The sequence below is a fragment of the Nitrobacter sp. genome (assembly GCF_047149785.1).
Taxonomy (GTDB): domain Bacteria; phylum Pseudomonadota; class Alphaproteobacteria; order Rhizobiales; family Xanthobacteraceae; genus Nitrobacter.
In genome coordinates, this window is the sequence record NZ_BAAGBE010000001.1 from 1,845,356 (window position 1) to 1,871,476 (window position 26,121).

The following is a 26,121-nucleotide window of genomic DNA, read 5'->3' on the forward strand; positions in this document are numbered from 1 at the left end:
GTGTCCCGGGCGCGATGCGGCGCCTTCCGCGCCGCTTCGCAGAACCGGGACCGTCCCAAAGAATTCGTGGCGGTCCCGGATCAGCGATGCAGCATGCCGCTGACGCGGCATTCCGCATCGCGTCCGGGACACGAAACGCGAGTCACAAACTCCGTTGCCCCCGCGCCACCGCGCGCGCGATCTGGCCGGTGACGTAGCTCTCGGAGCGGCGGAAGCTGTCGAGATCGGGCGTGGCGATCTGCACCGTGATGCTGTTGCCGCCGCCGTTGCCGGAAACGCCGAGCCGACCGTCGGGGCCGCGCGCCAGCGGCATGATCGCCTCCGGTCCCGCCTCGCCGGCAAGGCCGACGCCGCCGTCCATCATTGGAAAGTAACTCGGCGCGCCGATCACCCCGCCGGACGCGAACGGCTTGATGGCGCCGAGCGCATTGGCCTGCACGCCGGTCGCGCCGATGCTGCCGGTGAGCCCCGAGAACAGGCTGGAGATGCCGCTGGTCAGGCTCGCCGCCAGCGGCTTGAACGCGGCGGTCACCGCGAGGCTCGAGACGCGCAACGCCAGCGTCTTCAGCACGTCGTCGAACTGCTTGCCGCCGGTGATCGATGACGAAAAAGCCTGCGTCATCGCGCGGGCAAAGCCGCTCGCGCTGATCGTCAGCGCCTGGGTCTTGGCGTTAAGGCTGTCCAGCGTGCTGGACGCATCCTGCAGGCTCGTGTCGTCAGTCATTGCGTCCTCCCTCGTGCGACGTGTCGGGAAACCGCGCCAGCAGATCGTCGAGATCGGCCCGCGCCAGCGGCGCGACGGACGGCCCCCGCACCGCGCGGATCGCCTGCGCCAGTTCGCGCGGCGTCATCCGCCAGAAGGCATCCGGCGCGAGCCGCAGCACGCCGAAGCCGAAGCCCATCGCGTCCGCCCATGGAAACGGCTTCACCGCGTGGCGCCGTCATCGAAGGTCGCCGCGATCAGCTCGGCCGCGATTCTGACGAAGCCGGCCACCCCGCCATCGACGGTCATGACCGCGACCTCGTCGTCGGTGATGGCCTCGCCCGCGCCGCGCAAGCCCGCGCCGATGATGCGGGTCAGATCGCGCGCCGATGGCCGCCCCGAACCGAAACGCTCCGCAAGCGCCACCAGGTCGTTGGCGCCAAATGCGGACTCAAGCTCGGCGAGCGCCCCCAGCGTCAGCACCAGCGTGCGTTGCCGCCCGCCAAGCTCGGCTGCGATCTCGCCGCGATATCTGTTGGGCATGACACGCTCCATTTAAAATGAGTGGACCCTGTTTCCCGGACGCGATGCAGCGCGAAGCGATGCAGCGCCGATCCGGGATCGTTGCAACGGCATTCCTCGCAACGGCCCCGGCTCTGCGGAGCGGCATGAAGAATGCCGCGTCCGGGGCACGGCGAGGCCGAATGAAATGCGATGTGACCTCACATCGCCGTAAACGTCAGAGCGCCGGCGGATTCGAGCGCGAGGTCGAACGTCACCTCGCCATTGTGCTCGCCGGCAAATTCGAGGCTGGCGATCTGGAACAGGCCTTCGATGGTGCCGAAGTCGGGCACCACCACCTGACAGTCGTTGATCGTGCCGTCGAAGAACGCCTGCCGCACCAGCGCGTCCGACGCTGCGTCCTTGAACAGGCCGCGTCCCGACAGCGAGGCGCGCTTGACGCCCGCGCCCGCGAGCAATTCGCGCCAGCGGTCGGTCGATTCCGCATTGGTGATATCGACGATCTCGGCGTTGAACGCGATCCTGCGGCTGCGCAGTCCCGCCACCGTGACGAAACTCGCGCCGTCGTTCATCTTCAACAGCAGGTCCTTGCCTTTTTGTGCGCCCATGACGGCTCCTCAAAACATTAAGTTGTCGGTTCGGTCACGGCGCGGAATCGCACCTGCGCGTGATAGGTACGGCCGTCCGACTCGCGCCGGATATCCGCGACCGCGAAGCGAAAGTTGACCAGCCGAAAGCCCGCAAGCGTCAGCGGCGCATCGTCGAGCGCCTGCAGCACCGCGCCGGCGATGGCGTGGGCCTCGCTTTGTCCGCCCTGGCGCGAGCGCGCATGCAGCGTGATCTGGTGTTCCTGGGTCGGCCCGTCGTCGACCGACGCGTCGGTGACGCGCGCCTCCCCGATCGAGACGTAAGGCAATAGCGCGCCGCGCGGCGGCTCGTCATAGACCCGCTTGCCGCCGAGCGCCGCATAAAGCCCGCTGTCGGCGGCGAGCGCATCATGCACGGCGGCGCGAAGCACTGAATTGGCGCTGGTCATTGCGATGTCCTTCCAAGAAATGCGATCACAGCGCGGGCACGCGATAGCTCGCGATCATGGCGCTGACGCTGGCCGGCATCATCGCGACGCTCTGGCCGATAGCGATCAGACCGCGGTTCTCGTACCAGTGCGCCACCAGCGTCCGCACCGCATGGCGCAGCGCATCCGGCACGTCGGTCGCGTCGGTACCGAATCCGATCTCGACATCGAGTTCGATGCCGGCGGTCGCGCGTCCCGGCGGCGGCAGGCCCCACGTCGACGGCGCGATCACGCCGCCCGCCTTGTCGACGACAAGCGTCCCGGCATCGATCTCGATGGCGGCCCCGGCGGAGTCGTAGACGCGCGCCGCGACCAGCGAGCGCAACGGTCCCCTGCCGGGCTTGACGCGACCGTCATTCGGCCACCGGTCCAGCACGAAGCGCCAGGTCTGCGCGATCAGGGCGCAGCGCGTCATGGCCTCGACATGGCTGCGCGCTGCCGCAACTAGCGAGGCGATCACGGTGTCGTCGCCATCGTTCTCCGCGCGCAGGAAGCTCTTGGCCTCCGCGACCGACCACGGTTCGATCGCAGGCCCGCTCAGAAGTATCGACGGCATATTTGCGCCTTTCCTTTGCTTGATGAATACGCCAGCCGGCTTGCTTCACCTCTCCCGTCGAGAGAGATGTCGGCCTGCTCGGCCGCGCAATCGCGCGGAGCGGACCGGGTGAGGGGTTACGGCTTGTCGAGAGGTGGTGCCCCCTCACCCCACCTCTTTTTGCGAGAGGAAGCCTGTCGCGTATCCAGTTGACAGCCGCGCAACGCGATGGCTGACATCGCTCCATGATTCATGAACGTATTCGCCTGGCTGTGGCCGCGACGGTCCTGACGCTGATGCAGCCCTCATTCGCTATGGTCGGCGGCGGCGGCACGCCCTCGCCCGCGGCGGCAGGCGCGGTCGTCACCATCGTCGGCTCGCACGGCAACTCCTGCACAGGCACGCTGATCGCGCGCGATGTCGTTCTCACCGCGGCGCACTGCATCGCGCCCGGGACCACCACCAAGATCGTGGACTACAAGAGCCAGCCGCCGCGCCTGCTCGATATCCGGCGCACCGCCGTTCATCCGCGGTTCGAGATGCAGAGCCTGCTGGCGCATCGCGCCACCGCCGATGTCGCGCTGCTGCAACTCGCCTCACCCCTTCCCGCGCAACCCGCCGCGCTCGGCGGCGCGCTGATGCCGATCACTGTCGGAATGCGTCTCACCGTCGTCGGCATGGGCGTCGCGGTCGCCGGCGACGGCCGCAGCGGCGGCGTGGCGCGCGCCGCGAGTCTGGCCGTCACGGGACGGCCCGGCACCTTGCAGATCCGCCTGGTCGATCCTTCAACCAACAACACACGAGCCGGCCTCGGCGCCTGCACCGGCGATTCCGGCGCGCCGGCGTTTCTCGATTCGGGCGGCGGCGCCGTCATCGCCGGCGTCGTGAGCTGGTCGACGGGGCCGAACAACGCGTCAGGCTGCGGCGGCCTCACCGGCGTCACGCCGCTCGCGCTCTATCGCGACTGGATTCTGAAAACGGCGCGAGGCTGGGGCGCGGGGATATAGGGAGCGCCGGTTTACTCTGGCTTTATTCCCGTCAGCTTCAAATCGCCATCCATGACGGCAAGCGCCATCCCGGCGTCGCCGGCCTGAGGCATCCAGTGACTCTCCGCGATAGCCTCGATTTGCCGGCGAGCCTCGACGGGCAACACCTCGCGCGTGTGTATCGCGGCCTTGAGCCTGACCTGCATGTTGGGATAGTCGTAAAGCGCCATCAGCGCGCGCCGCTGATCGCCCGGACGTCCTTTCAATTCTTCCAAGACTTCCAGCATTCGATCAAAGAGACGATTGAATTTTGTGAGTTCGTGGCCGAGAAGCGCATCATCCTGTGCGGCCGTGATTGCCGCAAATCGACCCACCAGTTGATCGACAGACATCGTATCGAGTCTGATTTTCCTGAAGATCATGGCTTGAGAACCTCGAACATGACTAATGCACCGAGACCGACCTTCCGGCGTTCTTCCCAACTCTTATCGCGCAGATATAACAAGGTTTGTTTCTGTCATCTCTCACTTCGGGATGTAGCTGCCCTCATCGAGCCTTCTGATAGCAGTCGCAGCCTCTCCGTTCTGTGGCTCGATGCCGGATTCACGGATACTTACAAGGGCATTGCGAGCCAAGTCCGGATAGAGCGCGAGGAGCGCGCGCGCTGTTGCCAAACGAACCTGAACATTCGAATGTGAAAGCAGCGGTAACAGCGCCCTTCGCTGATCGCCAGGCATTTCCTTAAGCTCCGCCCTTATACGCTCCATCTTTTTGTACAAGCGATTATACTTAGCATTGTCGATCACATAGATCGCATTATATTGCGCAAGGCCGATCTCGACAAACTGAGTAACGAGATTTCGCAATCGGGCATAGTCGGGCTGATCGGTGGGAATCATTGAAGCACCCCTTTGTCCCTCAGGATCTTCAACCCCTCTTGCATCTGCTCATCCCAACTTCTGCCGCGAAGATAGTCACGAGGTGACAGACCGCCGTAATCTATATTGGCCCTGGAATAGTAACCGTTAATGTCCAGATGCTTCACGACAGGAATCCGCACCGTATTCTCGGCACTGTCAATCCGCACGCTCCCGAATTGCAGCCTGTTTTGCGCGAACTGACCGACGATATGATGATCCTCGTAGCCAGCCTCGGGAGGCATTCGAGCGCGCGCTTGGAGTTCTTCCAGCGGAGCCGGAGGATCATCAGCAGTTTTGATCATATCGGTCAGGCGTTTCAATTCCTCAGCCTGATCCAGTGCTCCGAGGAAGATGTCCGCCGCCGGCGACAGGCGGCCGACGACACGCAGCCACCTGACAGCTTGACGAACAAACTTCATCCGCCCTTCAGTCGTCTCGGGCCTTTTCGGCGGAATCGGCGGAGGACCGTCATCCGGCGGCCAATCGCCGGCAAGTTGCACGCCTTCGATCGTATTGTCGCGCGGCGTGATCTGAAAGAGGCCGAGATTACCCCCTCCTGCGCCGCCGTCCGTCCACTGGCCGCCGTCCGGATTGCCCGCCGGCACGCGTGTCTGGTTTGGGTTAAATTTGCGCGCCAGCGCGGGAAAGGCTTTGGCGACATCTACGCCCGGCGGAAGAAACCGCGCAGCGTCGGGGCGAACCCAGCGGGCCGCATCCGGCCGCAGCCATCGCGATTGCTGATGGCGCAGCCAAGCGTCATGGTGCGATGACATCGGATACTGCCTGTCATTGGTAGCGTTTTCGAGCGAAGTGGATACCGGTTCGCGTCAAGAAAACGCGTCAAATCAAAATCATAGAGCCCCGCTTCTGATTCCATCAGAAGCGGAAAGGCTCGGATGATGGAGAACGGAGATGTCGCGTCCCGGATGCGACGCCAGCCGCGAAGCGCTGGGCTGCCGATCCGGGACCGCTTCACGAAAGAAGCCGCACTCCGCGGCGGTCCCGGTTCAGCGACGCGGCGGGGCACGCCGCATCGCGCCCGGGACACGAGACGCCTCAACTCGCCGCGAACTTCATCAGCTTGATGGCGTCGAAGTCCTGCACGCCGCCACCAACGCGCTTGGTGGTGTAGAACAACACGTAGGGTTTCGCCGAGTAAGGATCGCGCAGCACGCGCACGCCGGCGCGGTCCACCACGAGGTAGCCGCGGCGGAAATCGCCGAACGCGATCGACAGCGAATTCGTCGCGACATCCGGCATGTCCTCGGCCTCGACCAGCGGGAACGTCATCAGCGAAGCGCGCCCGCCCGCCAGCGACGGCGGCTGCCACAGATAAGAGCCGCCGGTATCCTTGAACTTGCGGATCGCGGCTTGCGTCTTGCGGTTCATCACGAAGGCGGCGTTCTGGCGATAGCCGGCCTTCAGCGCGTAGACCAGGTCGACAAGTGCATCGGAGGGGTTCGACGCAGCGAACCCGCCGGCGAGGCCGCTGGCGACGTAGCCGAGCTTGCCCCACACCCATGAACCGTTGGCCACGGTGTCGGATTGCAGGAAGCCCTTCGGCTTGCTGCTGCCGTCGCCGTTGACGAAGGCCGCGCCCTCCTGCACCGCAAAGGTCAGCTCCACCTCCTGCGCGATCCACTCGTCGATATTGACGGCGCTGTCATCGAGCAGCGTCGCGGTCGCCGCCGGCATGGCGTAAAGCTCCATCGCCGGGAAGCTCAGGGCGTCCAGCGTCGGCGATGTGGTTTGCGTGCGCGAGTCGGTCTCGCCGACCCAGCCGGTGGCGGGCCCCGCCGTCATGAACGGCTTCTTGTAGACGTTGCCGGAGATGGTGCGCACCGACGAGAGCGCGCGGATCGGCGAGATCGCCGCCAGCCGTTCGCCGATGGTCTGCTCCAGTTCGACCGGCACCAGGTAGCCGCCGTCGGGATTGGAGCCGACGGACATGGCCTTGGTCTCCAGGTCGCGCAAGGCGCCCGCCTCGCCGCCGCGCACATAGGCTTCGAATGCGCTCTTGTGCTCGCGGGACATGGCGTCGCCGGCGATGCGGCCGCGGCCTTCGAGCGCCGGACGGGCGTGCTTCAGCGCCAGTTCGTCCATGCGCTTGTTCTGCGCGTCGAGCGCGGCATTGATGCGGTCGACCTTTTCCTCCAGCAGCACGTCGCCGCGCTTCTTCTCCAGCCGCGCCAGGCGTTCGTCGTTGGCCGCCTTGAATTCCTCGAAAGTGACGCGGAAGTCGTCGTAGTCGCCGCGGGCGGCGACGCCGGATTTGTGCTCCGGCGCGGTGTCGGTGATATCGAAGTCCATTCGCATTCTCCTCGGTGGTCGTGGTTTCACGGCTGTGTCGTTCAAGACTTGTGAACGGCACTGCGCTAGAATGGCCTCCCGCAACGGCAGCACCGTCGAGGCAAACCATGCGCTTTCTGATCTTTGTCTGGATAACTCTCGTCGTCGCCGCCACAGCCAGCGCGTGGTATGCGATGGAGCCATTGCGGCGCGGTGCCGCAAGGTTCTGGATCGGCGTTTGCGCGGTGCTGCTGGCGGCGTTCGCGATTTCCTTCGTGATGCTGGGCGCCAGCGCCGAAAAATCGCTGCTGTCGATCTCGCTCTATTTCCTGAATTGGGGCATGGCGGCCGGCGGCGCGGCGGTCTGCGTCGGCGTCATCGCCGGCCTCTCGCTGGCGCTGGCGTTCAAGCGGTGAAGCGCGTCGGCATCAGCCGGGTGAACGCCGTCCACGGCATGACGAATTATGACGGAATCAACCGCCGTCATACCCGGACGTGATCCAGGCATCCATCCTCTCAAAAAAGATTGCCGGGTCAAGCCCGGCAATGACGAGATGAAGGCGTTCTCAAGGTGAAGGAGTTCTCCTCGGAACACAACGTGCCTACTCTACCGGCCCTTGCGCTTCGCGCGCAGTTCCTTGTTGAACTTCATCAGCTTGTCGAGCTGCTCCTTGGTCAGATCATACCACTCGATATGGCTGGAATCCTGCCGGCGCTGCGATTCCAGACCGTCGAGCTCTCCAAGGAACTTCCGTACCAGCCAGTATTCGCGCTCGTCAGGCCACGACAGATATGCCTCAACGCCCTCGACGTAGACTTCGATTTTATACTTCGCCATGATCCGCTCTATTCATTCCGGGGAAATGCTCCCTGGCAAGCCGAATACGGCATCAATATCCTCTTTCCGTTTCTCCTATTCGATCGCGTCCCGTATCAGCGTCAGCACCCCGCGCATGTTGTCAAAGTAATAGCCGGGCTCGGCATCGTTCCATATCCGCTCCAACTCGGCGTCCGTAGGGTTTTGCGCGAGCAATTCCTGCAGGAAGCGCTTGACGACCGCTTGATCCTGTTTGTTCGAACATCTCAGGGCCTTCGCAACCCACTCGTCCATCGAGGAGACTTCCGCGCTGCTGCCCTGATAGAAGCATTGGACCACGTGGTCGAACTCTTTCGGAACCAACATGACCTCTCCTTGCTATTTGCGAAGTTCGTTTTTGGGAAAGGCCGACGCTTGTCTAACGACCCTTGCGCTTCGCGCGCAGTTCCTTGTTGAACTTCATCAGCTTGTCGAGCTGCTCCTTGGTCAGATCATACCATTCGATATGGCTGGAATCCTTCCGGCGCTGCCATTCCAGACCGTCGAGTTCTCCAAGGAACTTCCGTACCAGCCAGTATTCGCGCTCGTCAGACCACGACAGATATGCCTCAACACCCTCGACGTAGACCTCGATTTTATATCTCGCCATGATCCGCTCTATTCATTCCGGGGAAATGCTCCCGATCGGCGAGACGAATACGGCATCAATATCCTCCTTCCGTTTCTCCTAATCGATCGCGTCCCGGATCAGCGTCAATACCCCGCGTATGTCGTCAAAGTCGTAGTTGGCCCCGGCATCTCCCCATATCCGCTGCAACTGCGCGTCCGTAAGGTTTTGCGCGAGCAATTCCTGCAGAAAGCGCTTGACGACCGCCCGCTGCTGTTTGTTCAAATACTCCAGGGCAAACGCAATCCACTCTTCTATTGTGGAGACTTCCTCGTCGCTGCCCTGATAGAAGCATTCGACCAAGCGGTCGAACTCTTTCGGAACCAACATGACCTCTCCTTGCTAGTTGCGACGTTGGTTTCCGGGATAGGCCGGCAACCTCCTGAAAGACCCACATTTAGTCGGGCCGCTTCACTCCCTGCACGCGCCTGAACTCCATCAGGGCCACGAACTGATCCTCGGTCTCGAGATAGTAGGAATCCGGTTGGTCGGGATAGCGCTTCGTCTGGCCCGCCGGCTCACCGACCAGGCCGCGCAGGAAGGCGACGCCGTCCTTGAACTCAGCCTCGTGCCGCCACGGCAAAATCATGCTGACACCATTATGAGCACAATAAATTTCAACGCTATATCGGGACGTCATGATTTTTATCGCCTGCGATCAGGGTTGGTCGGGAATGCCGTATCGACATCAGCCGGGTGAACGCTTGTCTAACGGCCCTCGCGTTTCGCGCGCAGCGCCCGCGCCGGAATTTCATCACGCACGCTGCTCCTAATCGATCGCGTCCCGGATCAGCGTCAAGACCCCGCGTATGTCTTCGAAGAAGTAGTTGGCCCCGGCATCGTTCCATATCCGCTGCAACTCGGCGTCCGTAGGGTTTTGCGCGAGCAATTCCTGCAGGAAGCGCTTGACGGCCGCTTGATCCTGCTTGTCCGAACATCTCAGGGCCTTCGCAACCCACTCTTCCATCGTGGAGACTTCCTCGTCGCTGCCCTGATAGAAGCATTCGACCACGTAGACGAACTCTTTCGGAACCACCATGACCTCTCCTTGCTATTTGCGAGGTTCGTTTTTGGGAAAGGCCGAACGCTTGTCTAACGACCCTTGCGCTTCTCGCGCAGCTCCTTGCTGAATTCCATCAGCTTGTCGAGTTGCTCTTGGGTCAGATCATACCATTCGATATGGCTGGAATCCTTCCGGCGCTGCCATTCCAGACCGTCGAGTTCTCCAAGGAACTTCCGTACCAGCCAGTATTCGCGCTCGTCAGGCCACGACAGATATGCCTCAACGCCCTCGACGTAGACTTGGATTTTATACTTTGCCATGGTCTGCTCTATTCATTCCGGGGAAATGCTCCCTGGCAAGCCGAATACGGCATCAATATCCTCTTTCCGTTTCTCCTATTCGATCGCGTCCCGGATCAGCGTCAGCACCCCGCGTATGTTGTCAAAGCAATAGCCGGGCTCGGCATCGTTCCATATCCGCTGCAACTCGGCGTCCGTAGGGTTTTGCGCGAGCAATTCCTGCAGGAAGCGCTTGACGACCGCTTGATCCTGCTTGTTCGAACATCTCAGGGCCAGCGCAACCCACTCTTCCATCGTGGAGACTTCAGCGCTGCTGCCCTGATAGAAGCATTCGACCACGTGGTCGAACTCGTCCGGAACCACCATGACCTCTCCTTGCTATTTGCGACGTTGCTATTTGCGACGTTCGTTTCTGGGATAGGCTGTTATCACGCTGAAACCCCTGGCAGCGCGTGGATCGTGTACGATAGATACGCCGACCCCATAGGTGTCCCTCCGGTAAGGCACCTCATCGATGTCTCCCCTGAAAGCCTCGCGGCCGGTCTTGTAGCCAAAACGATATGTTACAAAGCTGTCTGCCGACTGTCCACTCGCCACGGCCTCGACTTGATCCCGATTCTGCTCAAGTGTCCGGTTAACGAAATCGTTTGCACTTTCCACGGAGTCGAAAGATCCGTCAGCCTTGCGGGCATATCTATATATGCCGGAATCACCACGATCAATCGTCGTGCTCGCCAGCAGTTCTTCATCCGTCTTGCCGACATGCTTGCGCAAGGCGTGGCCGCCTCGCGCTTCCTCCTCCCGCAGGTCGACCGGTCGCTTGTCCGGCAGGTTTTGCGCATACTGCTCATACGGGCGTATCCCATCAGGGGTGGCATCCGACAGAACACGCGGATCGTTGATGCCGCCGCCGCCATCCGTCCACTGCCCGCCGTCCGGATTGCCCGCCGGCACGCGCGGTTGGTCCGGGTTGAACTTGCGTTGAAGCGCGGGAAAGACGTCATGAGGATCGGTGCCGGGAATAAGAAAGCGCGCGGCGTCCGGCCGGATCCATCTGTAGGCATCGGGCCGCAGCCAGCGCGCGCGCTGCGCGGCTTCGAATACATTTTCATGACTTGCCATCAACGTGCTCCCGCGATCTGCGCGCGCGCCGCGCCTTGCAGCGCCACGCGTCGTCCTTCCCTGCCGCGCAGCGACGCCACCACCGGGCGCGGGCGGAGCCGCGGCGCCGGTTCATCCGCGGCCTCCGTCATGCTCCGCCGGCCGCGCTCGGCCTGTGTCCGCACGCGCGAACGCGGCGACGGGGGCGTCGCCTGCTTCACCGCGCGGACACGCGCTCCCGCCAGCAGCGGGAAGGTGACGATGGAAATTTCCCACAGGTCGACCTGGTAGAGTTTGCGCACCCGCGTTCGCGGCTCGATCCGGCCGCGCACGGTGCGATAGCCGATCGACAGCCCGTCGACCGCGCCGGCTTCGACCAGCGCCAGCAGTTCGCGCGCACGCGTCACGTCGGGGATCAATTTCCCCCGCGCCCACAGCCCGCGAAAATCCTCGCGCAGTTCGAGCCAGATGCCGACCGGCTCGGCGGGATCGTGCTGGAACAGCATCGGGACCTTGCGCAGGCCGCGCGCTTTAAGCGTCTGCGCGAACGCGCCGGGCATCACCATGTCGCGCGCCTGGTCGATCTCGCCGAACAGGCTGGCATAGCCTTCCACCGTGCCGTCGCCGGAAAACGACAGACGCGACACGGACGACAACGGGGCGTGCATGATCGACCTCGCAAATGGCGGGGGGAACGGATTTTTCGAAATTCGAAACGGCGTGTCGTGCCCGCCGCGCGCCGCTTGCGGCGGACGCTACGTGGCGCTCAGCCCTTGCGGCTGCGTTTCGCCGGCTTGCGCCGTGTCTGAGCCTTGGCGCGGGGCGCGCGCGCCGCAGCCGCAGCCGGCGCCTTGCGCTGGGCTCGATCGAGATGCGCGAGGAATTCGCGGAACACCGTGAGGTGATCCCGCGATGTTTTTGTCTCAGTGCTGAACGAGCGCAGCATGCTGTGAAGGTTGTCCATCAGTTCCGATCCTTGTCGAAGGTTACGGCGCGGCGGTGCGCCTTGCGATTGAACCGCTCCAGTTCACGGACGAAATCGTCGAAGCGACGCGAGGCCGCCGACAGTTCGCGCAACGCGAACAAAAGGCCGGCGCTGGCCGCGCTCGCCCACAGGAACAGCGCCAGATGCGCGAGGTCGCCGCGCTCTGCGAAGATGCGGATGAGGTCGGACATCGATTGAACCCATGGCGGGGCGTCATGACCGGACGTGATCCGGCCATCGTCTTCATCAAAGGAATTCGCAACAGGAACGCGCGGGGCAGGCCCGCACCCGAAACGGATCAGGACCCGACTACGGATCGGGAAACGTCTCCGGCGGCAGATCGCTGCTTGCGATCCATTCGATACCGGTTGGCAACTTGCCGTCGGTCTCGATGAATTCCTTCACCGCTTTCCAGGCAACAGGAAACGGCACGAACAGCCCCACCGACAACGGTGTGCCATGCAGGGACCGCACGAATTCGCCGAGACGGCTAAGATCGACTTTGGAATAGAAGATCTGCTTGCGCTGGATACGGCCATCCCATTCGTCGTATTGCAAATAGACGCCAAGGTCGCGATTACCGGTCATGTCGAGATTGACCGTAACCTGGTCATGACGAGCCAAGTTATCGGTGCCGTACAGACCTTCTGCACTCAGTCCCCAACTATCGTTACCTCCGGCATACGACCATTCGTGCCCCTTCGGAGCGAGAAAGAAACGCGCAAGCTCACCCGATGAAGGCCAATCGCTCGCGCGCTTGGAATCGAAATAGATACGTTTTTTCATCTGGAGTGCCTATTCAAGCCAATGGCCATTCCGCACCGTACTTCTCGCACCATTCGCGGTATTTATGAATGTCACAGTCGGATCAGCCGCCCCATATCCCGGTGATCCGGAGTTCACCCCGAAATACAACTTTCCATCGATCTCGGCAGCCGTGCCGTTCTCCGGCCGCCATATCGGCTCGCCGAAAAGATTGGGCTCGAACGACCGCATGATGCGAGCACCAGGCGAGTTGAGCGCGCCCTACTCCAGCCGGTCGCCGCCCTCGATCGGCGCGTAGCCGACGGCCTCGCGCTTCTCGTTGAGGGTGAGAAACGCCGCGTTGCTGACGCGTTCCCACAATGCTGCGCGATCGGCGGCGAGCGCATCGATCTTGTCGGCGTCCACGACGATGCGGATGCTCTCGCCGAACTGCGGCGACAGCCACTGAGCGAACGAATTGCCGAGGCGCGAGGCCAGCGGCAGCACGGTCTGGCGGAAGAAGCAGCGGTTGGCTTCCTGGAAATTCGCGTAGGTGTTGTCGCCGGGAATGCCGAGCACCATCGGCGGCACGCCGAAGGCGAGCGCGATCTCACGCGCGGCGGTGTGCTTGGCCTCCAGGAAATCCATGTCCTTCGGCGTCAGCGACATCGCCTTCCAGTCGAGCCCGCCTTCGAGCAGCAGCGGCCGGCCCGCGTTCACCGCACCCTGATAGGTATCGGTGAGTTCGCGCTTCAGCCGGTCGAACTGCGAATCCGACAGCACCGCGCCCTCCGGCCCTGAATAGACCAGCGCGCCGGAGGGACGCGCGGCGTTGTCGAGCAGCGCCTTATTCCAGGCCGAGCCGGCGTTGTGAGTGTCGATGGCGACCGCCGCCGGCTCGATCGGCGCGAGACCATAATGATCGTCGAGCGGATGGAAGAATGTCAGGTGCAGGATCGGCGGCACCGCGGATGACGCCTGAACGAAACGGATGCTGCGACCGCCGACCGCGTATTCATAGGCCTCCGCCCAACCATCGGCGCCGGGCGCCACCTTCATGCGATCGGGCCGCAACGCGTAAAGCTCGCGCACGCCGCCGTCGAGCGCGACCGCCTCGACATACGCATTGCCGGACAGCAGAAGATGCGACACCAGCATTTCGAGGAACGCGCCGCCGTCCTGCCGCGCGTTCGGCCGCGACAGCAGCAGCGAGAGCGGATGCGCCTCGCGCTCCTGCGCGCCCTCGAACACGAGGTAGCTGCACGAGGCCACGTTCTCCGCGATAAGCCGCACCGCGCGATGCACGATGGCGTTGTTGAGATAGCCCTCGCGCGCCAGCGCCGCATAGTCGCGCGGCGTCCACCGCGCGCGGCCGCCGCTCTCGAAAGCGAGCAGCTTCGCCGTGCGGCTGGCTTTTGTTTCGGGCGGGGCGAACATGTTTTTCAGGCGCAGGCGCATCGCAAAATGTCCTTCATCGTCGAACTGCGTCACAATAAGAGATTGTCATTGCCGGGCTTGACCCGGCAATCCATCATTGTCGCATGAACTACTGGGTCTATATTCTCGCGAGCGCGCCTGGAGGAACGCTATATGTAGGCGTGACGAACAATCTCGTTCGTCGCATTCATGAACACCGCGAGGGAGTGGCTGACGGGTTCACACGCAAATACGACGTGAAGCGACTCGTCTATTTTGAGGCTCACGACACTGTCATGGCAGCAATTCAGCGTGAAAAGAACATCAAGCACTGGCCGCGCGAATGGAAGATCGATCTGGTCGTTAGAGACAATTCCACTTGGCGCGATCCTTACGAAGATATCGCCCGATAGAATGTTGGCGCGTCACGGCCAAGCTTGATCTAGCCCCCCACCCTTCTTGAAAAAGATGGACCCGCGGGTCAAGCCCGCGGGTGACGCCGAATACGCCGAGCGACTGAGTCACAATCCCCTCACCCGCGGCTGGGTGCGCGGCGCCAGCGCCAGCGACGTCACCGCCCACACCAGCGCATCGAGCCGGTCCGGCGAGCGTCCCGACGACAGGCCCGACAAAGCGAAGTCGCACATCTCGTCTTCCAGCGCGGCGAAGCTGCCGGCGTGACGAACGCGGCCCTGCTCATAGAGCGTCGCCACCGGTTCGGCGCGCAGCCACTTGCCGCGCGTCGCGCGCACCGGGATGACGGGCACCGCAGCATCCACTTCCGCAATCACGGACTTCACCATGTCGCCGCCCTGGTTGACTTCCGCCACCAGCGCATCCGCTTCGCACCGACGCCACAGCGCGATCGCCTTCGCCGCCCACAGCGCCGGCGTCGCGCCCGCCACCGTTTCGTCGGCGATCACATAAACGATGCCGCCCTCCGCCAGCCCCGCCGCGACGATGCCGCAGGCGTCGGCGCGCTTGCCGGAAGTCGCCGGCGGATCGACCGCGACCACGACGCGCTGCAACGGCGGCGCCTCGCGCACGCGACACCTCTCAAGCAACGCGCGCGACCACAGCGCGTCGGGACGATCCTCGATGATCTCGCCGTCAAGCTCCTGACGTCCCAGCCGCGTTCCGGCGTAGCGCGCCATCACGCCTTGCAGAAAGGTCGGCGCCAGGTTGAAGGCGTTGGCCCGCGTCGGCGCACGCGTGACCACGCTCGCCGCATCATTCATCAGGCGTTTCAGAAGCGCGGTCGGCCGCGGCGTCGTCGTAATCAACTGACGCGGCTGCGATCCGAGCCGCAAGCCGAACTGCAGCATGTCGAACGCGGCCTCCGCGTAGCGCCATTTCGCCATCTCGTCGGACCAGGCGCAGCCGAATTGCGGTCCGCGCAGGCTTTCGGGATCCTCAGCGGAAAATGCCTGTGCCACCGCGCCGTTATTCCATTCCAGCCGCTTGCGCGAGGGCGACCACGACGGCCGCTCGTGGGCGGCATGAACCGCGAGCAGACCGGAGACGCCTTCGATCATCACCTCGCGCGCGTCGTGTTCGGTCTCGCCGACCAGCGCGATGCGCGACACCGCCTCGCTCGCGAACGGCGGCAGGCCGAGCGCCTGCGCGCGAATCCATTCGGCCCCGGCGCGGGTCTTGCCGGCGCCGCGGCCGCCGATCATCAGCCAGATCAGCCAGGGCGCGCCATTCGGCGCGCGTTCCGGCGGCCGCTGATGGTCGTGCGCGAAGATATCCCATTGCCGGGCGAGAAACCCAAGTTCCGCCTCACTCATGCTCTCCAGCAGCAGTTGCCGCTGGCGCGGCGACCACCTGCTCCAGTCGGCGCGAAAGCGCGCGCCGGAGCTCGTCGAGATCGCGGGGCACGGCGTCGTCATCGGCTGGCTTCACCTTCTCCTCACCGGCGCGCAGCCGCGTCACCTCGCCGAGCGTGCGCGCCAGACTCGCAAGCGTGCGCGCGCGGCGTTCCGCCTCGGTGCGCTGCTGCGGCTTCACATGACTACCGCCGACGATGACCTCGATCAGCGACAGTTCGCGCTCGATCGCGCGCGTCACCCGTTCGATCAGCACCGCGCCGCTCGCGGGCGGCGGATCGTCGATCCGCTCCACCGCCGTGCGCTTGACGCGCGGGCTCGGTTCATCCTTGCGCCGGACGGCCGCGCGCCGCGCGCGCTGCCCGTTCAATCGGAGCTTTGCAGCCTCGTCACGGTCATCGACGGCAACAGGACCATCACCGACGTGCCGCGTCGTGGCGGCCATGGTCGCCTTGCGCGCGGCTACCGCTGCCTGTGTTTTGCGCGACCGCGTTCGCGCGGCCTTCGATCTGACAGATCGCGGCTCCGCATCGGCTGAAACCGCTTTCGTCTGCGCGTCAGGTTTAGCCGTCCGCGGCTTCGATTTCGACGCCGGCGCGAGAGCCTTTCCAGACTTCGTCATCGCCAAATTTACGCGCGACGCAACTCGCGCTGCCGCCGGCTTCCGTGCCGGTCTGGCGGTTCGCGTCACACCCATTTTGATGTCGGAAAGCTCCCTCAAGGCGGAACCGATGCCGCCGAATTCCTATAGCGTTTTTCAAGCGAAGAGGAATCCGGTTCGCGTGAAGAAAACGCGTCAAAAAAACGAGAGCCCGGCTTTGATTCCGTCAAAGCCGGGATAGCTCTAGCGAAAGAATATGAGCCAGACCGCGCCCAGAATCACCACCGCCAGGCCGGTGCTGATGACGAGAAGCATAAAGACGGACGGGCCGGGCTCGGCCTGCCGCGCTTCCGTCGGGGTCTCCACGATCTGATCGTCCTCGTTCGTTGCCATCCACCTTCTCCCTGCTTCCCTTGCGATCCGTGCGGATCGCATGCTCTGCATGGACTGGGGAAACGCCAGATCTGAAGTGATGTTCCGCGCAAATGCCTGCTGCGTCAATGTGATACGCGTCCCTCGGTTTCAAACGGACCTCGCTGGATGGCTTTTTCCAGGCGGACGCGAGATCGGATTTGCTCGGACCAAGGAACGGGAACGGCGCGGTCATCTTGCGGCGCAACTGTGGAGCATGGCGTAAACCTACTCCGGCAGCGTCACGCTGTCAAGGTATATTTTCCTAGGAATATTTACCAAACCTACGTTGTTTATTTGAACGCGTCGTGCACTGCGACGAACACCGCGTTGAGATTGCGGCCGATGCCGTTGACCGCGACCAGGATGACGATGCTGAGGCTGCCGGCGATTATCGCATACTCGATCGAAGTCGCACCGGACTCGCCGCGCGAAAAGGCCGACTTAAGCTCTGCAATGAAACGCATTGCCAACTCCAATCGATGGATGCGCGAATTCGCGCAAGCCTGGAAATGGCAACCTACAGGCGAATGACTGCACAGACCCTTAAGCGATACCCTCAACGAATGCTTAAAGACGATCGCGAAAATTCCGCGCGCGGGTCACACCTGGGGACCCGCGAGCGGCCGCTCCTCCATCAGCGTCAGCAGCAGCGCCGCGCCGGCCAGCAGCACCGCGGCGGCGGCAAACACATAGCGGAACGCCGCCGTCAGATCGGACGCGGAGATCGCGTTGGCCTGACCGGCGCCGTCATGACCGATCGAGACGTTCGCGCCCAGCACCATCAGCAGGATGGCGGCGAACGCGGCGACAGCGAACGACGAGACCAGCGCACGGAAGAAATTCATCGCGCCGGTGACGGTGCCGACCTGCGGCCGCGCCACCGCGTTCTGCAGCGACACCACGCTGACGGGAAACGTGGTGCCGAGACCGAAGGCTAACAGCGAAAGCAGCGCCAGCAGCGGCCATAGCGGCATCGCAACCAGCGCCAGGATCGTGGCGATGGCAGCCGCGGATGCCGTCCCGATGATCGCGACCCGCTTGTAGTGGACCGCGCGCGTCATGGTGCGGCCCGCCAGCGCCGCGCCGCCGGTCGAGATGGCGGCGATCGGAATCAACGCCAGTCCCGATTCGCTGGCGCTGAGATGATGGACCACCTGATAGTACAGCGGCAGATGCACGGTGAGCCCGATGATGGCGCCGAGCGCAAGGGCGCCTGCCGCGATCGCGTAAGGGACGACGGGGCCGCCTATCAGCGACAGCGGCAGGAAGGGTTCGGGCGTGTTGCGCGCGTGCCAGACGAAACCGGCGGCAAGCACGAGCGAGGCGCCGAGCATGGCGGCGATGACCGGCGACAGCCAGGCGAAGCGGTTGCCGCCCCATGTCAGCACCAGCAAAAACACCACGGCGGACGCCATCAGCAGCAGGCCCCCGATCCAGTCCACCCTGCGGCGGCGGTGGAACACCGGGATCTTTCCCATCCTCGGCAGCAGCAGCGCCAGCGCGACGATACCGAGCGGCACGTTGATCCAGAATATCATGGACCAGTGCAGATGCTCGGCGAACACGCCGCCCAGCACCGGCCCGGCAACGCCCGCCGCGGTCCATACGCCACTGAAATAGGCCTGGTACTGGCCGCGCTCGCGCGGGCTCACCACGTCGGAGATCACCGTCTGCACCACCGGCAGGATGCCGCCGCCGCCAAGTCCCTGGACCCCGCGCGCGGCGATCAGCGTCGCCATGTTCGGCGCCAGCGCACACAGGACCGAGCCCACAATGAACAGACCGAGCGCAACGATGATCATGGCGCGGCGGCCGTAGATGTCGCTGAGCGTGCCGAACACCGGCGCGACCGCGGTGGACGCCAGCAGATACGCCGTGATGATCCACGACAGGTTGCTGACCTCGAGAAACTGGTGGCCGATGGTCGGCAGCGCGGTTGCGACGATGGTCTGGTCGAGCGCCGCCAGGAACATGGTCAGCATCAGGCTGACCATGATGGTGCGAACTTCGGTCCGGTTCAGCGGGACGGGTCTCGCAATCGGCGCTGCATCCGCGTGGCCGGCCGTCTTGCCCTGATATGTCGCGCCATCACGGGAGATCGGGCCGGTCGAATCCCGCGGAGGGGACGGCACTCCGACCGGCTGATTGAGGTTGCTCATGCGGACGGCACAAAATTTTCGACCGAAAACGGCGGGCCTAGCGGGAAAATGCTGCGTGATTTTACGTTAATTATATAACGGCACGGTTAGCCTATCCCCTATAACGCTTGCGCGGGCGTTCGAACAGTAGGTGGCCGCACGTTGCCAATCGCAAACATGTGATGGGCGAGCAAGTTGATTCCGACATTTGCATCCCGTTCCGGCGAATGCTCTGTGAGGGTCGGAAACTCGGAAGCAAGGAACATCAGCGAATACAAACTGCTGGCGGATTCGACATTTGCATTTAGTAAAATCACTCCACTGGTCAGCTCCCCGGCCGCCTTCTCAGCCGGGCGCGCTTGGGTAACCGGGCCGGCCACTGCACGATGTGATTCTCGAGTTCGGAATCTGGAATCTCGTCCTCCGTGCCACGCACGCGACCGCGGACTGAAACCCCCGCCTCGTGCACCGTATTCGGGTCGCCTGAAATCAGCGGGTGCCACCAATAGAGATCACGTCCCTCCGCGACCAGCCGATAACCGCAACTCGGCGGCAGCCAGTTCATGGCCCTGACATTTTCCGGTGTCAGGCGGACGCAGTCCGGTACCCGCTCGGAGCGGTTCGCATAATCCTTGCAGGCGCAGAGCCCAGCATCCAGCAGCCGGCAGGAAACGTGGGTGAAATAGATATCGCCGGTATCCTCGTCCTCGAGCTTTTCCAGGCAGCAGCGCGCGCAACCGTCGCACAGGCTCTCCCATTCGGCAGACGTCATCTCCTCCAAAGTCTTGGTCTTCCAGAAGAAACCGTCCTGTTCGGACGAGCGCGCGGGCCGTTGCGTCATCGGTTGGATCACGGGTTACATACGCCCCGTCTATGGGCTTTGGTTGCTCCTCGCGCAAGCACCCTTTCAGGATTGGGGCGAGGAACTCGCCGGCGGGGCCTGACCATTGGTTTCTCGCCCTCGCTCGGATAGAAGGAACCCGGCTTCCCGAGGCGACCGACGCCGCTTGCAGCGTCGATTCCGCGTGCCTTTGGTTTGCCGCAACGCTCTCGCATGACGTGTCGGCGGCGCCGGACGGACGCTGCTGTCAATTTGCAGATTGGTCGGGCCCCGGTGCGCAACATCCTGCCGCAAGATTGGAAAAAGCGAATCCGGCACTTCCTGCTGGACTTCGATGCGCGCATCGATTCGACGCTGTTCTCCTCGGCCGTCGGCGCGCGCGAACTTTACGAGCGCTTCTCCACCTACATGGACCGCTTTTATGTCGGCCGCTGGAAACGCTGGGTCTTCATCGAACCGTTGTCGGAAGCCGCAACGCTCGGCCTCGGCGGCCTCGTCGTCCTGCTGTCGCTCGCGCAGCCGGCGTTCCGCGAAACCGCGGATGAGGACTGGCTGAAGAAATCTGATCTCGCCGTGACGTTCCTCGATCGTTACGGCAATCCGATCGGCAGCCGCGGCATCAAGCACAACGATTCGATTCCCCTCGAGGAATTCCCCGACAACCTGATCAAGGCGACGCTCGCGACCGAAGACCGCCGCTTCTATGATCACTTCGGCATCGATATCAGCGGCACTTTCCGCGCGCTGGTGACCAACGCGCAAGCCGGCGGCGTGCGGCAAGGCGGCTCCTCGATCACCCAGCAGCTCGCGAAGAACCTGTTCCTCTCAAACGAACGTACTATCGGGCGCAAGATCAACGAGGCGTTTCTGGCGATCTGGCTCGAGACGCGCCTGACCAAGAACGAAATCCTGAAGCTGTATCTCGACCGCGCCTACATGGGCGGCGGGACATTCGGCGTCGACGGCGCGGCGCATTTCTACTTCAACAAGTCGGTGCGCGATATCAACCTTGCCGAAGCCGCGATGCTCGCCGGTCTGTTCAAGGCGCCGACCAAATACGCGCCGCACATCAACCTGCCCGCCGCCCGCGCCCGCGCCAACCAGGTGCTCGACAACATGGTCGATGCGGGTTTCATGACCGAGGGTCAGGTGTTCGGCGCGCGGCGCAATCCCGCCACCGTCGTTGATCGCCGCGACGAGAACGCGCCGAACTATTATCTCGACTGGGCATTCGACGAGATGCGCAAGCTGGTCGATACGTTTCCCCGCTCTTATACCGAGCGCGTGTTCGTGGTGCGCACCGCCATCGACATGAATGTGCAGCACGCGGCGGAAGAGGCGATCGAGAACCAGTTGCGCCAGTTCGGCCGCGACTATCACGCGACCCAGGCCGCAACGGTGGTCGCCGATCTCGACGGCGGCGTGCGCGCGATGGTCGGCGGCCGAGATTACGGCGCAAGCCAATTCAACCGCGCGACCGACGCCATGCGTCAACCCGGATCGTCGTTCAAGCCGTATGTCTACACCACCGCGCTGCTCAACGGCTTCAAGCCGACATCCACGATCGTCGACGGCCCCGTCTGCATCGGCAACTGGTGCCCGCAGAACTACGGCCACTCCTATTCCGGCACGGTGACCCTCACTCAGGCGCTGACGCGCTCGATCAACGTCGTGCCGGTGAAGCTTTCCATCGCGCTCGGCAAGGGCGAGAAGAATCCCGCCAAGGCCGGCCGCGCCAAGATCATCCAGATGGCGCGCAAGTTCGGCATCGTCACGCCGCTGCCCGATACGCCCTCGCTGCCGATCGGCGCCGACGCGGTCAATTTGCTCGAACACGCCGTCGCCTACGCCGCGTTCCCGAACAAGGGTAAGGCCGTCACCCCGCACGCGATCCTGGAGGTCCGCACCGGCGCCGGCGATCTGGTCTGGCGCTACGACCGCGACGGCCCCAAACCACGCCAGATCATTCCGCCTTCGGTCGCCGCCGACATGGCGATGATGATGAGCCACGTGGTCAGCGAAGGCACCGCACGCCGCGCCATCCTCGACGGCATTCCCGCCGCGGGCAAGACCGGCACCACAAACGCTTATCGCGATGCCTGGTTCGTCGGCTACACTGGTAACTTCGTGTGCGGAGTCTGGTACGGCAACGACGACTATTCACCGACCAACCGCCTGACCGGCGGCGCGCTGCCTGCCCAAACCTGGCACGACATCATGACCGCGGCGCATCGCGGCGTCGAAATCAAGGATATTCCCGGCGTCTCGGCACCGGCAAAACCAGCCGCCACCGCCGATGCCAAAACCGCCGCCGGCGAGGACGATGCCAATCCCGCTCCGCCACCCATCCTGACCAAGCGCGGCGCGGAGATCCTGGTACGGGTGGAAAAGATGCTGGACGAAGCGGGCAAGACGATGGGAAAAACCTCGGCCGCCGAATCCGTCCATCCGGCTCCTACCGAAGCACCCCACCCCGTTTCGGACGGCGCGGCTTTCTCCGAAAGTTTCGCTGCTGCAACGTCCGGCAACCGGGCGACGCCGGCGCCGCCCAGGAATTAAATTTTGACAGAAACGCTTGCCCAACAACGAAGAACTTACCCTCTCCCATGGAGTCGAGACGAGCGAAGCTCGCTCTTGGCGGGCTGGAGTGAGTGGGCACGGTCTCATTGTTGCATTGTCCCCCTCGCCCTGCACCATGGCGTGTCGAAGACGCGCGCGATCGTGCTTATCGCGCCAACCTCTCCCCGATGGGGAGAGGTGAAGGGGGACAGTCCTCCCGTTCCATCTCACAGTCATAGCGTCTAGCGCAGTGCGGCTGATCTTCCACATCCTGTTGGCGCTTATTCTCGCCATCGTGGTCGGCCTCGGAGCGACCTGGGTCACCACGACGCGAGGCACCGATTTCGGCACGCTGACCATCGGCGCATGGACCGCGAGGCCAAGGACCGGGACCTCCGACATCGACCCCTATTCACGCGCAACGATTGCGCGCAGTGGCGAACTGCCGATCGGAACCGGCGACGGCATCGCGTTCCTCGCGACCACCGATGACAACAAGCGGCCCCTCGATGGCCGTTGCGACGTCGTCGTCAGCGGCGTCACGCCGGCGGCGCGGTTCTGGACGCTGACGCTGTACGACCGGAAAGGTTATCTGGTGGCGAACTCGCTGCAACGCTATGGCTTCACCAGCGAGGAGATCGTAAGGAACTCCGATGGTTCGTTCGCGGTGCGGGTGGCATCTCGCGCACGCGCGGGCAACTGGCTGCCGACCGGCGGCATCGAGCGTTATGTGCTGATGCTTCGGCTTTACGACACCCCTGTCGGAGTTGGGACGCGAACCCAGCGCGACGCGCCGATGCCCTCGATCGCGACCGGAGGGTGCTCGTGATCCGCGTGCTGTTTGCGATCGTCGGCGGCGTCCTGCTTGGCGGGGTCGTGCATCTCGTCAGCGTGCTGGTGCTGCCGCAGATCGCCTCGCAGGACGCCTATTCACGGCTGGCGGCGATAACCACTCCGAATGCGGTGACGCCACTACCGCCCCCTGATCCGGGCCACTCGCTGATGCCGTTCATGGATCCGGCCTTTGCCGTCGCCGTCTGCCGCTACGACCTGTCGGACGGATCGATCAAGCTGACGGCGCCGGTGAGCCAGGCCTACACGTCGGTGTCGTTCTACACCCATAGCGATGTCGCCTATTACGCCATCAACGACCGTTCCGCCGGACGCAAGGTGATCGAGCTCAATCTGATGACCGAGGCGCAGCACGCGGCGCTGCCCGAGGAAGAAGACGTCACGGCGGCGGATCGGCTCATCATCGATTCCCCGTCGACGACGGGGCTGATCGTTCTGAAGGCCTTGGCGCCCGAGCCGGGCATGATGGAGCAGGCGAAAGCCTCGCTCGCCGCCGCAAAGTGCCGGCTGCAGACCGAACCGCCCGTGGTGAAGCCCGAAGCGGAGCGGTAGGTGAGCGAAAGCGACGCCGTTTTTCGAACGGCTATGCCAGGGCATGACGCCGGGAGCGATCTATCCCCGCGTGCGCAAGGCGCGGCCGATCACGGGCGCTGCGATAACCGGGGGATTGGCGGTCAGCGCCGCGAGCTGGCCGATCAGACGATCGGCATCGGCCGCCATGGTGTCCGGCGCCTGAATCACCAGATGCTCGAGCGCCCAGCGATAGGACGCGATCCGCTGTTCGAGGCACTGCTGCACCCACTGCACGATCAGGGCGTTCTCCGCCATGCGCGCGACAGCGTCGGTCCGCTCGCGCGCCGACAGGTCGGAAACGAGCCTCAGGCTGGCGTTGCGCTTGCTGTCGAGATCGAACACCTGCCGCGCGGTATTGAAAAATGGATCGAAGCGCGTGATGTCGTCGCGCACGTCGTCGATCAGTTGCGCATAGCGGGAGGCATCCGAGCGGTGCGGCTCGTCGATGAGCTGGCGGCCATAGGCTGAGCGATCGAACGCGGGCTTCTGGCGCCATGGCGGGGCGAAAGGCTTGTAGTCGCCGAACACGCTCTTCCAGGCGGGACGCGAATGCGGCGGCTCGATCAGGGGATAGGCGAGATCGCGCAGCATCCTCTCGTTGTCGGTCAATTGGAAGTGCGACGGCTGCCGGCCGATGCTGCCGGTCGCCTCCGCGCCCATCCAGCGGTGCATGTCGTCGTTGCGGACATCCTGGCGGGTACGGCCGAAATCGCCGCCGCTGCATGCGGCAAGCGTTGCGCCAAGAACAATCACGGAAACGAGCGACACGAGGCGCGAAGGCCCTCGACCTGCTGACGTCGTTGGAGCCATCCTGGCCTTGATGGAATCAAAGCCGGGCTCCAGCTTTTCTATTCGACGCGTTTTCTTAGCGCGAACCGGTTTCCACTTCGCTCGAAAACGCTCCAGCGGATTCTCCGGCATCGATCCGTATCCGAAAATCAGGATCGGGCGCGACGGCGGCGGCGACGACCGGGAGCCGTGCCCTCCTCCGGCCCGCTCCCGCCACCGGTTTCGCCAGCCTCGCGGTCGATACGAATGACTGGCAGGATCACGACAGTTCCCGTCCGGCTGTCCGAAAAGCGGTCCATCGTCGATCCGGGCCGCGAAGCCGCATCCGCCGGAAATGTAATAACGATGCCCATGCCCAGTGCCTCCTCGCCCCAGCGCCGGCCCGGTTTCGGCAGCGCTGCGCCGGGATTTAGAACCGGGCATGGTTAACCGCGCGTTAAAGCGGGCACGCTAGATTGAGGCGAAGAGTTCTCCGCAAGCGTACGCCGACATGACCGCACCTCAGATGTTTCCCGGCTTCGACGGGTTGTTGACGCTGTCCCGCCGGGACGGTGTGGATATCCGACCGACCCTGCTGCGGGTGTTGACCGACCTTTACGTGCAGACAAACACGCACTCCACCGAAGAAGAGCAACACTTCGTCGAACTCACCTCGCGCCTGATCGATCAGGTCGACGACGCCACCCGCGCTGCGGTACGCGCCCGCTTGTCGATCTATCCGCGGACGCCGGCAGCGATCATGAGTCGGCTGAGGCTTCATGCCTGCGCCCAACCCCGCACTCCCAGCGCTACGAAGCCCGCACCGCCGGCCGCAGAAACGAAGCCCCGCACGATCGCAATGTCGATGGAGTCCAGGGAGGCCGCTGAAATCAGCAGGATGTTCTTCGCCGCAAACGCCAGGGATCGCGCCTTGATCCTGCACGATCTCGCGACAGCGCCGCTGCGGCCATCGCCGCGTGTCCATCCGTCCAGGGCCGCCCGCGCGATCGAAACCCTTCACATGGCCGCGTTCGCGGCCGACATCGACAACTTCACGGCCGAACTGGGCGAGACGCTGATCCTTCCCGCCCGCATCGCCGAACGGGTAGTGAAAGACCCGGGCGGCGAGCCGCTCGCCTGCGCCGTCAAAGCCGTCGGCATGTCCTCAAAAATCTTTCAGCAGGTGCTGCTGTTTCTCGATCCCGCAATCGGCACGTCCGTCATCGCGGTGTACCGGCTGTCACGGCTCTACGACCTGTTGAACGAGCGCTCGGCCAGGATCATGCTGGCGGCCTGGCGCGGGGCGACGCTGACGGAGGCACGGGCCAAATATCGTCCTGCGCTTTATGACGACGAGCGCCGTCGCGGCCGGACGGCGTCGGCGCACGGGCATCCCGGCGTTGCCCAGCCAGACGCGGCGGTCATCACGCGCGGGACCGGGCGCGACTCGTCCGGCAGTTAGAGCGTTTTCAAGCGAAGTGGCA

39 protein-coding genes are annotated in these 26,121 nt (G+C 63.8%); 7 read left to right on the plus strand and 32 right to left on the minus strand.

Going from position 1 to position 26,121, the window contains the following annotated elements; genetic code table 11:
• Nucleotides 1-142: 142 nt before the first annotated feature.
• The 6 genes from ACMDCM_RS08450 to ACMDCM_RS08475 form a co-directional block, all read right to left on the minus strand.
• Nucleotides 143-724 (minus strand): phage tail tape measure protein, encoded by a 582-nt coding sequence (locus ACMDCM_RS08450; protein WP_412773143.1) that lies wholly within the window; start codon nt 722-724, stop codon nt 143-145.
• Nucleotides 717-929 (minus strand): rcc01693 family protein, encoded by a 213-nt coding sequence (locus ACMDCM_RS08455; protein WP_412773144.1) that lies wholly within the window; start codon nt 927-929, stop codon nt 717-719. The genes ACMDCM_RS08450 and ACMDCM_RS08455 overlap by 8 nt, the downstream gene beginning before the upstream one ends.
• A complete protein-coding gene (locus ACMDCM_RS08460) occupies nt 926-1,246 on the minus strand; it encodes a gene transfer agent family protein (RefSeq protein ID WP_412773145.1) in 321 nt (106 codons plus the stop codon). The genes ACMDCM_RS08455 and ACMDCM_RS08460 overlap by 4 nt, the downstream gene beginning before the upstream one ends.
• Nucleotides 1,247-1,425: 179 nt before the next feature.
• On the minus strand, nt 1,426-1,833 hold the full coding sequence (locus tag ACMDCM_RS08465) for a phage major tail protein, TP901-1 family (protein ID WP_412773146.1): 408 nt from the start codon (nt 1,831-1,833) through the stop codon (nt 1,426-1,428).
• A 17-nt stretch (nt 1,834-1,850) separates the two neighbouring features.
• Complete coding sequence (locus ACMDCM_RS08470) at nt 1,851-2,261, minus strand: DUF3168 domain-containing protein (RefSeq protein WP_412773147.1); 411 nt, start codon at nt 2,259-2,261, stop codon at nt 1,851-1,853.
• A 25-nt stretch (nt 2,262-2,286) separates the two neighbouring features.
• Nucleotides 2,287-2,856 (minus strand): head-tail connector protein, encoded by a 570-nt coding sequence (locus ACMDCM_RS08475; protein ID WP_412773148.1) that lies wholly within the window; start codon nt 2,854-2,856, stop codon nt 2,287-2,289.
• Between the two features lie 224 nt (nt 2,857-3,080).
• Between ACMDCM_RS08475 and ACMDCM_RS08480 the strand changes: the two genes are divergently transcribed.
• On the plus strand, nt 3,081-3,842 hold the full coding sequence (locus ACMDCM_RS08480; RefSeq protein WP_412773149.1) for a S1 family peptidase: 762 nt from the start codon (nt 3,081-3,083) through the stop codon (nt 3,840-3,842).
• An 11-nt stretch (nt 3,843-3,853) separates the two neighbouring features.
• Here ACMDCM_RS08480 and ACMDCM_RS08485 read toward each other — a convergent pair whose 3' ends face one another.
• The 4 genes from ACMDCM_RS08485 to ACMDCM_RS08500 form a co-directional block, all read right to left on the minus strand.
• The gene (locus ACMDCM_RS08485; RefSeq protein ID WP_412773150.1) at nt 3,854-4,243 is read right to left on the minus strand and encodes a DUF2019 domain-containing protein; all 390 of its coding nucleotides are present in this window, start codon (nt 4,241-4,243) and stop codon (nt 3,854-3,856) included.
• 102 nt (nt 4,244-4,345) lie between these two features.
• Nucleotides 4,346-4,720 carry a DUF2019 domain-containing protein gene (locus tag ACMDCM_RS08490; RefSeq protein ID WP_412773151.1) on the minus strand — a complete coding sequence of 125 codons (375 nt, stop codon included), beginning with the start codon at nt 4,718-4,720 and terminating at the stop codon, nt 4,346-4,348.
• Nucleotides 4,717-5,514: a hypothetical protein gene (locus tag ACMDCM_RS08495; RefSeq protein ID WP_412773152.1), complete on the minus strand. Its 798-nt coding sequence runs from the start codon at nt 5,512-5,514 to the stop codon at nt 4,717-4,719. The genes ACMDCM_RS08490 and ACMDCM_RS08495 overlap by 4 nt, the downstream gene beginning before the upstream one ends.
• Nucleotides 5,515-5,797: 283 nt before the next feature.
• Entirely contained in the window at nt 5,798-7,051 is a 1,254-nt protein-coding gene (locus tag ACMDCM_RS08500) for a phage major capsid protein (RefSeq protein WP_412773153.1), read from the minus strand.
• A 107-nt stretch (nt 7,052-7,158) separates the two neighbouring features.
• Between ACMDCM_RS08500 and ACMDCM_RS08505 the strand changes: the two genes are divergently transcribed.
• Nucleotides 7,159-7,446, plus strand: coding sequence for a hypothetical protein (locus ACMDCM_RS08505; RefSeq protein WP_412773154.1), 288 nt, complete (start codon nt 7,159-7,161; stop codon nt 7,444-7,446).
• Between the two features lie 191 nt (nt 7,447-7,637).
• Here the strand turns inward: ACMDCM_RS08505 and ACMDCM_RS08510 are convergent, their stop codons facing one another.
• From ACMDCM_RS08510 to ACMDCM_RS08575, 14 genes are all read right to left on the minus strand, one after another.
• A complete protein-coding gene (locus tag ACMDCM_RS08510) occupies nt 7,638-7,868 on the minus strand; it encodes a hypothetical protein (protein WP_412773155.1) in 231 nt (76 codons plus the stop codon).
• Between the two features lie 75 nt (nt 7,869-7,943).
• On the minus strand, nt 7,944-8,213 hold the full coding sequence (locus ACMDCM_RS08515) for a hypothetical protein (RefSeq protein ID WP_412773156.1): 270 nt from the start codon (nt 8,211-8,213) through the stop codon (nt 7,944-7,946).
• Nucleotides 8,214-8,265: 52 nt separating this feature from the next.
• The gene (locus tag ACMDCM_RS08520) at nt 8,266-8,496 is read right to left on the minus strand and encodes a hypothetical protein (protein WP_412773157.1); all 231 of its coding nucleotides are present in this window, start codon (nt 8,494-8,496) and stop codon (nt 8,266-8,268) included.
• 78 nt (nt 8,497-8,574) lie between these two features.
• Nucleotides 8,575-8,844: a hypothetical protein gene (locus ACMDCM_RS08525; protein WP_412773158.1), complete on the minus strand. Its 270-nt coding sequence runs from the start codon at nt 8,842-8,844 to the stop codon at nt 8,575-8,577.
• A 67-nt stretch (nt 8,845-8,911) separates the two neighbouring features.
• Nucleotides 8,912-9,103 (minus strand): hypothetical protein, encoded by a 192-nt coding sequence (locus ACMDCM_RS08530; protein WP_412773159.1) that lies wholly within the window; start codon nt 9,101-9,103, stop codon nt 8,912-8,914.
• Between the two features lie 180 nt (nt 9,104-9,283).
• Nucleotides 9,284-9,553, minus strand: coding sequence for a hypothetical protein (locus tag ACMDCM_RS08535; protein WP_412773160.1), 270 nt, complete (start codon nt 9,551-9,553; stop codon nt 9,284-9,286).
• A 53-nt stretch (nt 9,554-9,606) separates the two neighbouring features.
• Nucleotides 9,607-9,837: a hypothetical protein gene (locus tag ACMDCM_RS08540; RefSeq protein WP_412773161.1), complete on the minus strand. Its 231-nt coding sequence runs from the start codon at nt 9,835-9,837 to the stop codon at nt 9,607-9,609.
• A gap of 75 nt (nt 9,838-9,912) precedes the next feature.
• On the minus strand, nt 9,913-10,182 hold the full coding sequence (locus tag ACMDCM_RS08545; RefSeq protein ID WP_412773162.1) for a hypothetical protein: 270 nt from the start codon (nt 10,180-10,182) through the stop codon (nt 9,913-9,915).
• Nucleotides 10,183-10,209: 27 nt separating this feature from the next.
• On the minus strand, nt 10,210-10,938 hold the full coding sequence (locus ACMDCM_RS08550; RefSeq protein ID WP_412773163.1) for an RNase A-like domain-containing protein: 729 nt from the start codon (nt 10,936-10,938) through the stop codon (nt 10,210-10,212).
• Complete coding sequence (locus tag ACMDCM_RS08555) at nt 10,938-11,585, minus strand: HK97 family phage prohead protease (protein ID WP_412773164.1); 648 nt, start codon at nt 11,583-11,585, stop codon at nt 10,938-10,940. The genes ACMDCM_RS08550 and ACMDCM_RS08555 overlap by 1 nt, the downstream gene beginning before the upstream one ends.
• A gap of 98 nt (nt 11,586-11,683) precedes the next feature.
• On the minus strand, nt 11,684-11,881 hold the full coding sequence (locus ACMDCM_RS08560; protein ID WP_412773165.1) for a hypothetical protein: 198 nt from the start codon (nt 11,879-11,881) through the stop codon (nt 11,684-11,686).
• Nucleotides 11,881-12,093, minus strand: coding sequence for a hypothetical protein (locus ACMDCM_RS08565; protein ID WP_412773166.1), 213 nt, complete (start codon nt 12,091-12,093; stop codon nt 11,881-11,883). Before ACMDCM_RS08565 ends, ACMDCM_RS08560 begins: the two co-directional genes overlap by 1 nt.
• 118 nt (nt 12,094-12,211) lie before the next feature.
• Nucleotides 12,212-12,688: an Imm1 family immunity protein gene (locus ACMDCM_RS08570; RefSeq protein WP_412773167.1), complete on the minus strand. Its 477-nt coding sequence runs from the start codon at nt 12,686-12,688 to the stop codon at nt 12,212-12,214.
• 240 nt (nt 12,689-12,928) lie between these two features.
• On the minus strand, nt 12,929-14,104 hold the full coding sequence (locus ACMDCM_RS08575) for a phage portal protein (protein WP_412773168.1): 1,176 nt from the start codon (nt 14,102-14,104) through the stop codon (nt 12,929-12,931).
• Nucleotides 14,105-14,187: 83 nt separating this feature from the next.
• Between ACMDCM_RS08575 and ACMDCM_RS08580 the strand changes: the two genes are divergently transcribed.
• A complete protein-coding gene (locus ACMDCM_RS08580; protein WP_412773169.1) occupies nt 14,188-14,475 on the plus strand; it encodes a GIY-YIG nuclease family protein in 288 nt (95 codons plus the stop codon).
• A 108-nt stretch (nt 14,476-14,583) separates the two neighbouring features.
• On the opposite strand, the gene ACMDCM_RS08585 is transcribed toward ACMDCM_RS08580, so the two are convergent.
• The 6 genes from ACMDCM_RS08585 to ACMDCM_RS08610 all read right to left on the minus strand — a co-directional run bounded on the left by ACMDCM_RS08585 (nt 14,584) and on the right by ACMDCM_RS08610 (nt 19,885).
• Complete coding sequence (locus ACMDCM_RS08585) at nt 14,584-15,852, minus strand: DNA-packaging protein (protein ID WP_412774705.1); 1,269 nt, start codon at nt 15,850-15,852, stop codon at nt 14,584-14,586.
• On the minus strand, nt 15,845-16,336 hold the full coding sequence (locus ACMDCM_RS08590) for a hypothetical protein (RefSeq protein WP_412773170.1): 492 nt from the start codon (nt 16,334-16,336) through the stop codon (nt 15,845-15,847). Before ACMDCM_RS08590 ends, ACMDCM_RS08585 begins: the two co-directional genes overlap by 8 nt.
• Nucleotides 16,337-16,735: 399 nt before the next feature.
• Complete coding sequence (locus tag ACMDCM_RS08595) at nt 16,736-16,885, minus strand: hypothetical protein (RefSeq protein WP_412773171.1); 150 nt, start codon at nt 16,883-16,885, stop codon at nt 16,736-16,738.
• 311 nt (nt 16,886-17,196) lie between these two features.
• Nucleotides 17,197-17,370 (minus strand): Flp family type IVb pilin, encoded by a 174-nt coding sequence (locus ACMDCM_RS08600; protein WP_412773172.1) that lies wholly within the window; start codon nt 17,368-17,370, stop codon nt 17,197-17,199.
• A gap of 135 nt (nt 17,371-17,505) precedes the next feature.
• Nucleotides 17,506-19,065, minus strand: coding sequence for an MDR family MFS transporter (locus ACMDCM_RS08605; protein ID WP_412773173.1), 1,560 nt, complete (start codon nt 19,063-19,065; stop codon nt 17,506-17,508).
• 304 nt (nt 19,066-19,369) lie between these two features.
• Entirely contained in the window at nt 19,370-19,885 is a 516-nt protein-coding gene (locus tag ACMDCM_RS08610; RefSeq protein ID WP_412773174.1) for a YcgN family cysteine cluster protein, read from the minus strand.
• 273 nt (nt 19,886-20,158) lie between these two features.
• Here ACMDCM_RS08610 and ACMDCM_RS08615 point away from each other — a divergent pair, with 273 nt between their 5' ends.
• The 3 genes from ACMDCM_RS08615 (at nt 20,159) to ACMDCM_RS08625 (ending at nt 23,848) form a co-directional block, all read left to right on the plus strand.
• On the plus strand, nt 20,159-22,444 hold the full coding sequence (locus ACMDCM_RS08615; protein ID WP_412773175.1) for a transglycosylase domain-containing protein: 2,286 nt from the start codon (nt 20,159-20,161) through the stop codon (nt 22,442-22,444).
• Nucleotides 22,445-22,694: 250 nt separating this feature from the next.
• Entirely contained in the window at nt 22,695-23,273 is a 579-nt protein-coding gene (locus ACMDCM_RS08620) for a DUF1214 domain-containing protein (protein ID WP_412773176.1), read from the plus strand.
• On the plus strand, nt 23,270-23,848 hold the full coding sequence (locus ACMDCM_RS08625; protein WP_412773177.1) for a DUF1254 domain-containing protein: 579 nt from the start codon (nt 23,270-23,272) through the stop codon (nt 23,846-23,848). Before ACMDCM_RS08620 ends, ACMDCM_RS08625 begins: the two co-directional genes overlap by 4 nt.
• 60 nt (nt 23,849-23,908) lie before the next feature.
• Here the strand turns inward: ACMDCM_RS08625 and ACMDCM_RS08630 are convergent, their stop codons facing one another.
• On the minus strand, nt 23,909-24,679 hold the full coding sequence (locus ACMDCM_RS08630; protein WP_412773178.1) for a hypothetical protein: 771 nt from the start codon (nt 24,677-24,679) through the stop codon (nt 23,909-23,911).
• A 128-nt stretch (nt 24,680-24,807) separates the two neighbouring features.
• Nucleotides 24,808-25,011, minus strand: coding sequence for a hypothetical protein (locus ACMDCM_RS08635; protein WP_412773179.1), 204 nt, complete (start codon nt 25,009-25,011; stop codon nt 24,808-24,810).
• Between the two features lie 137 nt (nt 25,012-25,148).
• Between ACMDCM_RS08635 and ACMDCM_RS08640 the strand changes: the two genes are divergently transcribed.
• Nucleotides 25,149-26,099 carry a DUF2336 domain-containing protein gene (locus ACMDCM_RS08640; protein ID WP_412773180.1) on the plus strand — a complete coding sequence of 317 codons (951 nt, stop codon included), beginning with the start codon at nt 25,149-25,151 and terminating at the stop codon, nt 26,097-26,099.
• The last annotated feature ends 22 nt before the right edge of the window (nt 26,100-26,121 follow it).